Raw genomic sequence first — 9,390 nt, 5'->3', positions numbered from 1 at the left:
ATACAGAAAGAGAAAAAGAAGCTCAGGATTGGGTTGAAAAATGTAAAGGTTTAGAACCTTCTGACCCTGTTGTTCTGTTTTCAAAAAATAATGATGTTTCAAAATCTGCCGATTTAATTACAGGTCTTTCCAAAAAATTTGAAGAAGTAATGTTTAAATATATAATAGGTCAGGAAACAGGAGATGCAGCATGGGAAAAATGGCTGAAAGAAGCAGAAAAACTTGGCGAAAAAGAATTGTGCGAACTGTATAACAACCGTCATAAAGAGTTAGGCTTATAATTTCAGGGGTGAAAAAGTATGAATTTTTATGCAAATTTACATTTTCATTCAGCTTTTTCTGACGGCGTCTATTCACCCGAAGAAATTGTTGATATAGCAAAAAAAGAGGGATATAAAGCACTTGCTCTTTCCGACCACGATACAATACAAGGATTTAAAAGATTTAAAACCGCTTGTCAAAAAAATAATATTGAATATATAGCAGCCGTTGAATTTTCTGTAATTGACCCAAAAGAATACCATATAGTTGCATTTGATTTCGATATGGATTATATGCCAATGAAAAAATATCTGGAAGAAATGTCATATAAAGCAACTCTCAACACAAAGAGTTGCTTTGATGAAGCAGTTGAAAATGGTGAAATTACAGGTATAACATGGCAAGAAATATTAGATTACAATAAAGATTTAACATACATTTGTAATAATCATGTCTATAATGCCATTATAGACAAAGGTCTGGGAAAAAAAGAAGATTACATCGATTGGTTTAATAAAAATTTTCTTCATCAAAGAAGCAAATACCCGACAAATATAAATTTTTTGTCACTGGATAGTTTAATTAATCTGATTAAGAATGCAGGTGGTATTCCTGTAATTGCTCATCCGCACAATCAACTTGATGAGATAGATTATTTAATAAAGTGTGGTATACAGGGTATGGAAGTATGGCATCCAATTCTTACAGATGAAGAAAAACAAAAAGCATATCAGATTGCTATCAAAAAAAATCTTTACATATCGGGTGGTAGTGACCATCACGGATTATGTGGCGGACTTTACTCCTCCTGCCCGAAGGATATGCCAATTACTGAGTATTCATACTATATCGAACCATTAAGTGTAGGAACAACAGAAATGCATTTTAAAGAAATTAAAGAAAGAAAATTATATAGGTAATTTATTTATTAAATACCAAAAGACGGAGTTTTCAAACTGCAACTCCGTCTTTTGTCGTTTGTATAAGAACCTCACGAAAATCTGAAAGATAAAGGCTTTAGATTTTCGGAGAACCTTGTTGTGTTAATTCGCAATAACGGAAAAAATTAACGGAATAGTTATACAGGAGAGTAAGTGGGAAATTACCGTCATACCTGCCGCAATCGATGTGTCCTTACCAAGTGCACTTGGTATAACAATGGTATTGAGGCCAAGAGGCATTGCAAGTGAGCAAAGTGCACAAATATAGGTTGTTTCAGAAATTTTCAAAAAAAGTGACGCCACTATGAAAAGGACGGGTATAATAATAAGTCTTATAATAGAAACAATATAAATTCTTACATTTATGAAAGTCTTTTTTAAGGATATTGATGATACAACAATTCCAGTTAGAATCATGGCAATCGGCGACATACAATCACCCGATACATTTATCAAAGACATAATCCACTTGGGAAGCTGAATATTCAACAGACCAATTATAATACCTATCAACATCGCTATAAACATAGGATTAACAAAAGATTTCAGAGATTCTTTAAAAGTTTGTTTTTTTTCTATATCAAAAATAAGAAGTCTTGGTACTCCCCAAAGATATATCAATATCCACAACGGCAATGTGAAAATCAGATATTCGAAAAAAACATCCGGAAACAGGCCGCTTACCACCGCATTACCCATAAATCCAAAATTTGAAAATGACAATCCATATGTGTAAATTTTCTGAATATACTTATCTTTTGTAATTAGTTTAGAGATCAAAATTGCAAAAGGGATTGCGATACACGCTATTATAAAACTTACAAACAATAATTTCCATGATTCGCTAATTCTCTCTATGGTAAAGTTTTCAATAAATGTTCCCATAACCAGCGCAGGTATAAAAATTGTGTTTTCCAGTTTTGATAAAACCATAGATGAATTTTCAGGTAATATTTTAAGTTTTACAAGTATATATCCTATAACTATAAATCCAAAAAGGAAAGCGATCTGATTTAATGTAGTTGAAAAAATACTCATACGTTTTCATCTCTTATAAGAGATTTTCCCTCCCATTCTTCTGCCGGAGCAATCTCTATAATGTCGACTATTGTCGGTGCTATGTCAAGAATACTTACTCCGCTAAATTCTCTGCCAGGTACAAATTGCGGTCCATAAAAAAACATTGGTATCGTCATATCCTCATCCATGTCGGTTCCATGTGCTCTATCATGTCCACCGTGGTCAGCTGTTACAATTACAGTATATTCTCCGTTTGTTTCTTGAATAACTCTTTGAACATTACTGATTGCACGATTAATATAATCAAGGTAGACAGCACTCATCCATCCGTTATCATGTCCGCCTTTTTCATCTGTTTCAACCATATAAAGAAAAACAAAATCAGGTTTAGCAATCTTAATGTAACTAAGTGCTTTTTCAGTTAACATTGCATCAGTGTGTTCAAACGAATATGCATTTGTATACCCAGATTCTTTAAGAGAACCCGGTCTAGATACATCGCGAAGTGGTTCCCAGCCATAATACATAGCAGATACCTTATCTGCATTTTTTAACTGTTCAAACAAACCGTTAATTGGTCGCACCTGTGGCATATATATATTAGTAGTTGTCCCATGTCTTTCCGGCGGAACACTATGAAACATTGACATATGGCAAGGAAGCGTAACGGACGGAAATACTGTTCTTGCATCAAAAGTATAAGATGCTATTTTCTTTAATTCATCAACATAAGGATTCTTGCATTTTATAAGTCCATCGGGGCGCATACCATCAATTGAAATTAAGATAACCTTTTTATTCATTTAATTATACCTCTTTTCTTATTTTAATATCTTATGCCATCAAGGGCAGCATTTCTTAAAGAAATATGTTTTGAGTAATCTTCATAATTCATAGACGCTATTGTCAACATGAGCGCATCAATTACACACATATGTGCTATACGGGCTGATACAGCTTCAACAGGATAATTTTTTTCATCAGCATACACCGAAATAGAATAATCACTCTCTGTATATAAAAGACTTTTCGTAAAGCTGGTTAATGCTATTGTTGTCGCACCAGCTTGCCTTGCAGCACGCATTACATCAACAACTATTTTTGTTCTTCCGCTGTGCGAAATTCCAAATGCAACATCGCCTCTTTTCATATTATTTGCCATAACATTCATCTGTAAAATGTCCGTGTAAGCATATGCCTGAACATCAAGTTGAGAAAACCTATAAGCTGAATCAATTGCAACCACAGAAGATGTCCCCACACCAAATATAAAAATACGCTGTGCTGATGCCAGTTTTTTGGATATTTCATCTATTTTAGAAAAATCAATCATTTGGCAGGTACTTTTAAGCGTATTTATACCAGAGTTGAAAACCTTATTAAATATCAATTTTGGATTATCTTCTTTATCAAATGGAATGTTATTCTCATTGTAGCCTTCCTTACCAACTGCAGCAGCCAAAGAAATCTTCAATTTTGGAAAACCTTCCACACCAATAGATTTACACAATCGATTAACTGCTGACGGAACTGTTTCACAAGCACTTGCAAGGTCTTTTGCTGTCATATTAATAATCTTTTCCGGAAATTCTAAAATGTATGATGCAATCTTTTGTTCTGTTGCTGTAAGGTTTTTAAATACATTATGAATTTTTGCAATTACCATATAACCCCTCTCAATCTTAGAAATTTTTTTCTATTTTTTTTTATTAATTAGAATTATTTTCTATTATATCGTATCCCTTCTTTTTTGTCAAGATAAAATTATAACCACAACATCTATTTAAAACAATTTCAAAACCCGGTAAAATCGATTGTACAACATCACTTTTTATTTCAAAAAATATTCTTTTTCAAATTTTATCAACACAAAAAGGGCATAAAAAAATAGAGTTGGCAAATAGATATTTTTGTCACTCAGTGAAAATATTAAAGGTTTGGGGTAGTTACTTCAATTTAATTCTTTATCAATGAAATTATAGAGTTCAGTAATCTTGCCGTAGTAAATACGCAGAAACTTGTTAAGTCCTGCAATCATAGTTTCTTTTCCGAATTTGCCTTCGATGCTGCATTTTAAAGAAATTAAAGAAAGAAAATTATATAGGTAATTTATTTATTAAAAAACGCCTGAAAAATTCAGGCGTTTTTTACTATAATATTTTTGTTGCGCCAAGCGGTCTTACAAAAAGTTTGTGACATTTTCCCTTTCCGAATACGCTTTCCATTTCAGAAACATATTCATCTACAAGTTCATTTGGAACAAATGCTTGTATTGTTCCTGCGAACCCGCCTCCATGAACACGAAAAGCACCTTTATCTTTTAAAATTTTCTCAGCAAGTAATAGTGCTAAAGCAAGTCCTTGCTGTTTAGTATCTGATGGAGAATATACATTTTGTAAGTATTTAAAAGACGAGTTTCCTGATACTTTTAAAATTTGTAAAAATCCATTAAAATCTTTTTCTTTAAGACAATTTTTAGCCGTTTCTACCCTTTTATTTTCTTCATACACATGAAATGCTCTTAAAACCGCCCTGTCGCCTGCTTTTTCTCTTAGCATCTTGATTTCTCTTATAAAATCATCCTCAGGTACTTCTCTTAAAACTTCTTTTCCAAAATGTTGTGATATTTTCTTAAGTTCTCCCGAAATATCAGCATAGTCATTAGTTAAATCAGCGTGACTTCCACCTGTATCAAGAATACACAAAGTATATCCTTCTTTTTTGTAGTTTAGTTCTATTTTTTCAACTTTAGGATTAGAATTATCGCAAAAATCCATATATACAAAACCGCCTACACTTGAAGCCAACTGGTCTAATAGCCCGCAAGGTTTCCCAAAATAAACATTTTCTGCATACTTGCCAATTTTAGCAATAGATATTGCATCTTCTTTAGCATCGCAGTACATATGATTTACTATAGTTGCAATTAAAACTTCAAACGCGGCAGAAGAAGAAAGTCCAGAGCCTTTTAAAACATTGCTTGAAACATATATATCAAGCCCTCCTACTTTATACCCTAAGTCAACAAACGCTTTAACAATCCCTCTTATAAGTGAAACTGATCTTTCTTTTTCGTGTTCTCTAATATCGAGTTCATTTACATTAACTATGTCTTCTTTTTCATAACCAAAAGATACCACTCTTACAAAATCAGAATTATTTTTTGCTGCTACACCGATTACATCCAGATTAACGCTTCCCGCCATTGCCATACCACGCTGATGATCGGTATGGTTGCCTATTATTTCCGTTCTGCCAGGTGCAGAGAAAATATTAAAATCATCCCTTTTATAAAGTTTCTTAAATGTATTTACCGCATTAAGATATCTTTCTTTTGTTTCTTCATTATTGTCATATAAAAGTTCTATTTTTTCTAAAACTTCTTTTGTAAAAATATTATTTTTCATTTTTAAAACCTCTACCAATTTATTTTACAAGTATAATAATACCATACTTTTTTAATTAGTCAATTATATTTTAAAATTTATGTATATTTTTTACCTTAGAAAAAGATAATATGAGAAAAAGGAGTTGACATTTATGGAACTTAAAGACAGTAAAACCAAAATTAATCTGATGAAAGCGTTTGCAGGAGAAAGCCAGGCAAGAAACCGTTATACTTTTGCTGCAAGTGAAGCAAAAAAACAACAGCTTCATGTTATTGAAGTTATCTTTAATTATACTGCAGGTCAGGAAAAAGAACATGCAGAACTTTTTTATGACGCACTAGGTGAACTAAAAGGCGAAAACATTAATATCGAAGGCGGATATCCTGTAGATAAATCTACAAATATTTTAGAACTTTTAAAAAGCGCCGTTCATAATGAACAGGAAGAATTTTCTCCTGTTTATCCTGATTTTGCAAAAATGGCAAAAGAAGAAGGTTTCATTAAAGTTGCAAATCTATTTGACAAAATTGCTTTAATTGAAAAAACTCACGCCGAAAGATTTATGCAATTTGCAAATCTTCTTGAAAACAACAAATTATTCTCTGACGACAACGAAGTTGAATGGGTATGTTTAAATTGCGGGCATGTTCACAAAGGAAAAGAAGCACCGAAAAATTGTCCTGTTTGCGATCATAATCAGGGTTATTTCATAAGAAAAGAATTTTCTCCTTATACAAATTAGGCTTTCACACCATACATTTTTATAAAATATTTAAAAAACACTTTGATTTTTTTTATTGATATGATATAATATACTGAAGTGATTTTTTAAGGGAGTGTATGGTGTGGAAAAATACATAATCACAGGTGGAAAACCATTAAATGGTTCGGTATGTATAAGTGGTGCTAAAAATGCTGCTGTTGCTATAGTTCCTGCTGTCATTTTATCAGATGAACCCTGTATCATCGAAAATGTCCCTATGATTCAGGATATAGAAGTTCAGTTTAAAATTCTTACTGAACTTGGTGCTAAAATTGAACTACTTGATAAAAACACGGTCAAAATAGACTGTACGGGAATTTCCACTACTACCTGTTCTTTTGAGTTAACAAGCAAAATGAGAGCATCATATTATTTTATGGGTGCACTTTTATCTAAATATAAACACGCAGATATTGCATTGCCGGGTGGATGTAATCTCGGTGACAGACCAATGGATTTACATATTAAAGGATTTGAAGCATTAGGAGCTAAAGTAGAAACCAAAGGTGGCAGAATTGAAGCTGTTGCTTCCGAACTTATTGGAAACAACGTTTTTTTAGATACAGTTTCAGTCGGCGCTACAATGAATATTATTCTTGCATCAGTTAAAGCGCAAGGCACCACAACAATCGAAAACGCTGCAAAAGAACCTCACATTGTTGACCTTGCAAACTTTTTAAATTCTATGGGTGCAAAAATAAAAGGTGCTGGTACTGATATTATAAAAATAAAAGGTGTAGATAAACTTTCAGGCACAAGATATGCCATAATTCCTGACCAGATCGAAGCAGGCACATATATGGTTATGGCTGCCGCAACTAAAGGTGATGTTACAATCCAAAATGTTATTCCCAAACATTTAGAACCAATAAGTGCAAAACTTGAAGAAATGAACGTCGGTGTTGAAGAAGGCGGCGATTATGTTAGAATTTTCTATATAGAACGTTTTAACAAATCGACAGTCAAAACAATGCCTTACCCTGGGTTCCCTACTGATATGCAGCCAATTATTGCAACGCTTCTGGCTTTATCCAATGGTACAAGTACTGTTATTGAAACAGTTTGGGATTCACGTTATAAATATGTAAGTGAGCTTAAAAAAATGGGTGCTAAAATCAATGTAAATGGTAATATGGCTGTTATTGAAGGAGTCGAAAGTTTTTCAGGCGCTCCTGTCCTTGCAACTGATTTAAGAGCAGGTGCTGCAATGCTTATTGCAGGGTTGTCTGCAGAAGGAACTACCGAAATTTCTGAAATTTATCATATTGACAGAGGCTATGAAAGAGTTGTAGAAAAAATTGAAGGCATCGGTGGAACTATCAGGAGAGTATCAATATAATGGTTAAATTTACTTCTTTGTATTCAGGAAGCAGTAAAAACGCATCAGCTTTTACATATAAAAACACAAACATTTTAATAGATTGTGGTGGCTCTTTTAAACAAATCAGAGAGCAACTTGATAAAATTGATTTAAAAATTACTGACATTGATGCATTATTTATAACTCATCCACACACTGACCATATCAGTGCGCTTTCAATGATTGTTAATAAAACTGATATACCGATTTATGCATCATATGGAACTCATGAAGAAATTTTTGATAAATCTATAAATATGCCAATGTATAGACGAATTATCATACCTGACGAAAAAGAGTTTGAAGTTAAAGATATTGTTGTTTCCTCTTTCAAAACTCCGCATGATACTAAATATTCCTTAGGTTTTAATTTTCAGTTTGGCAAAAAAACTGCAAGTTATGCTACGGACATTGGATACATTTCGGAAAATTTTTTCAAGTGTTTTAAAGGCAGAGATTTTATGTTCTTTGAATCAAATCACGATGTGGATATGCTTATAAACAGCAATCGTCCCGAGTCTTTAAAACATAGAATTTTAGGAGATAATGGTCATCTTTCAAATGAAAATTCTGCTTACTTTTCAAGTTTAATTGCTAACGATGGATTGAAAAGACTTATGCTCGGTCATTTAAGTGGCGAAGCCAATACTCCGGAACTTGCATATAAAGTAACCAAAGATAAAATGGAAAGTAAAAATATAAAAATTGATAAAGACCTCTTGCTTTGGGTCGCAAAACGTGATATGATAAGTGAGATGGTTAGTTTTTAAATTTGAATAATTCTTGCAATAAACATAACGGAACATGCTCGAAATCCCCTCGGTTACACTGTAACTGTACCCCTACAAATGGCTTAACCACGCGGGTTTAAGCGAGGTTCAAACCTGGTTTATACCGCCTTATCTAGCGGTTTTTCTAGCCATTTCTAACATTTTTCTAACAAAATTTTATAATTTGCTTAGTTTTTTCTCCGTCAAATCGGAGTTCAAACATACACACGGACAGGTATCGAAGTGGTCATAACGGGGCTGACTCGAAATCAGTTTGTCGGTATTCAATCCGGCACGTGGGTTCGAATCCCACCCTGTCCGCCAACGACGACCGTGAACTATATAAGTTCACGGTCTTTAACTTAGGAGGTCCTTATGAGTTTCATAGATTCATATAAACATTTAGAAAAGTTATGTGGCGAAATACTAAATGACGACAGAAGACTATCTGCATATATTGATGAGATGATAAATACGCCAAACGGCAATCACTATGTTAGTAATTGGGATGATGATTTAAAAACACTCAAACATTATCGTTGGGTTAGAAATCAAATTTCACACGAGCCAGGTTGTAACGAATCAAATATGTGCGAACCCGAAGACGAACTATGGCTTAATCATTTTTATTCTCGTATTATGAATCAGACAGATCCTCTTTCAATGTATCGTAAAGCTCGTTCTGCAACAAACAACTCTCGTTCTCGTGCACAAAATTCTTACGAATACAGACCGCAAACAGATATAAGTAATTATCAACCAAAACAAAAACGCCATTATTTAGGAATAATACTATGGGGAATTATAGTTCTTATATTATTCTTTTGGTTCTTAAACAAATAAAACTTAATGGGTGCAACTTGCTCAATAAAGAGTTAATGTTGCA

Annotated in this window: 9 protein-coding genes and 1 tRNA gene; 6 read left to right on the top strand and 4 right to left on the bottom strand. The window is 33.2% G+C overall.

Annotated elements, in window-relative coordinates; genetic code table 11:
• Positions 1–299: 299 nt before the first annotated feature.
• Entirely contained in the window at positions 300–1,181 is an 882-nt protein-coding gene (locus E7419_07940; protein MBE7015111.1) for a PHP domain-containing protein, read from the top strand.
• 123 nt (positions 1,182–1,304) lie between these two features.
• Here E7419_07940 and E7419_07935 read toward each other — a convergent pair whose 3' ends face one another.
• From E7419_07935 to E7419_07920, 4 genes are all read right to left on the bottom strand, one after another.
• Entirely contained in the window at positions 1,305–2,240 is a 936-nt protein-coding gene (locus tag E7419_07935; protein MBE7015110.1) for a hypothetical protein, read from the bottom strand.
• Positions 2,237–3,025, bottom strand: a complete 789-nt coding sequence (locus E7419_07930) for a hypothetical protein (protein MBE7015109.1) — start codon at positions 3,023–3,025, stop codon at positions 2,237–2,239. The genes E7419_07935 and E7419_07930 overlap by 4 nt, the downstream gene beginning before the upstream one ends.
• Before the next feature lie 23 nt (positions 3,026–3,048).
• On the bottom strand, positions 3,049–3,888 hold the full coding sequence (locus E7419_07925; protein ID MBE7015108.1) for a MurR/RpiR family transcriptional regulator: 840 nt from the start codon (positions 3,886–3,888) through the stop codon (positions 3,049–3,051).
• Positions 3,889–4,372: 484 nt separating this feature from the next.
• Positions 4,373–5,629 carry a galactokinase gene (locus E7419_07920; GenBank protein MBE7015107.1) on the bottom strand — a complete coding sequence of 419 codons (1,257 nt, stop codon included), beginning with the start codon at positions 5,627–5,629 and terminating at the stop codon, positions 4,373–4,375.
• A gap of 133 nt (positions 5,630–5,762) precedes the next feature.
• On the opposite strand from E7419_07920, the gene E7419_07915 reads away from it, so the two are divergent.
• From E7419_07915 to E7419_07895, 5 genes are all read left to right on the top strand, one after another.
• On the top strand, positions 5,763–6,353 hold the full coding sequence (locus E7419_07915) for a rubrerythrin family protein (GenBank protein ID MBE7015106.1): 591 nt from the start codon (positions 5,763–5,765) through the stop codon (positions 6,351–6,353).
• 103 nt (positions 6,354–6,456) lie between these two features.
• Positions 6,457–7,713 (top strand): UDP-N-acetylglucosamine 1-carboxyvinyltransferase, encoded by a 1,257-nt coding sequence (locus E7419_07910; GenBank protein ID MBE7015105.1) that lies wholly within the window; start codon positions 6,457–6,459, stop codon positions 7,711–7,713.
• Complete coding sequence (locus E7419_07905; protein ID MBE7015104.1) at positions 7,713–8,504, top strand: MBL fold metallo-hydrolase; 792 nt, start codon at positions 7,713–7,715, stop codon at positions 8,502–8,504. The genes E7419_07910 and E7419_07905 overlap by 1 nt, the downstream gene beginning before the upstream one ends.
• Positions 8,505–8,733: 229 nt before the next feature.
• A tRNA-Ser gene (locus tag E7419_07900) sits at positions 8,734–8,828 on the top strand.
• A gap of 51 nt (positions 8,829–8,879) precedes the next feature.
• Complete coding sequence (locus E7419_07895; protein MBE7015103.1) at positions 8,880–9,347, top strand: hypothetical protein; 468 nt, start codon at positions 8,880–8,882, stop codon at positions 9,345–9,347.
• Positions 9,348–9,390: the final 43 nt, after the last annotated feature.

It is taken from the genome of Oscillospiraceae bacterium, from assembly GCA_015068525.1.
Taxonomy (GTDB): Bacteria; Bacillota; Clostridia; order UMGS1840; family HGM11507; genus SIG450.
The sequence above is the reverse complement of the archived record's forward strand: the minus strand, read 5'-3'. Positions and strand labels throughout refer to the sequence as shown.

What these genes read in the sequence shown, in the direction of transcription:
- E7419_07905 (MBE7015104.1), top strand. Translation starts at nt 7,713, where the DNA reads ATGGTTAAATTTACTTCTTTGTATTCAGGAAGCAGTAAAAACGCATCA.
- E7419_07915 (MBE7015106.1), top strand. Translation starts at nt 5,763, where the DNA reads ATGGAACTTAAAGACAGTAAAACCAAAATTAATCTGATGAAAGCGTTT.
- E7419_07925 (MBE7015108.1), bottom strand. Translation starts at nt 3,888, where the DNA reads ATGGTAATTGCAAAAATTCATAATGTATTTAAAAACCTTACAGCAACA.
- E7419_07930 (MBE7015109.1), bottom strand. Translation starts at nt 3,025, where the DNA reads ATGAATAAAAAGGTTATCTTAATTTCAATTGATGGTATGCGCCCCGAT.
- E7419_07895 (MBE7015103.1), top strand. Translation starts at nt 8,880, where the DNA reads ATGAGTTTCATAGATTCATATAAACATTTAGAAAAGTTATGTGGCGAA.
- E7419_07940 (MBE7015111.1), top strand. Translation starts at nt 300, where the DNA reads ATGAATTTTTATGCAAATTTACATTTTCATTCAGCTTTTTCTGACGGC.
- E7419_07935 (MBE7015110.1), bottom strand. Translation starts at nt 2,240, where the DNA reads ATGAGTATTTTTTCAACTACATTAAATCAGATCGCTTTCCTTTTTGGA.
- E7419_07920 (MBE7015107.1), bottom strand. Translation starts at nt 5,629, where the DNA reads ATGAAAAATAATATTTTTACAAAAGAAGTTTTAGAAAAAATAGAACTT.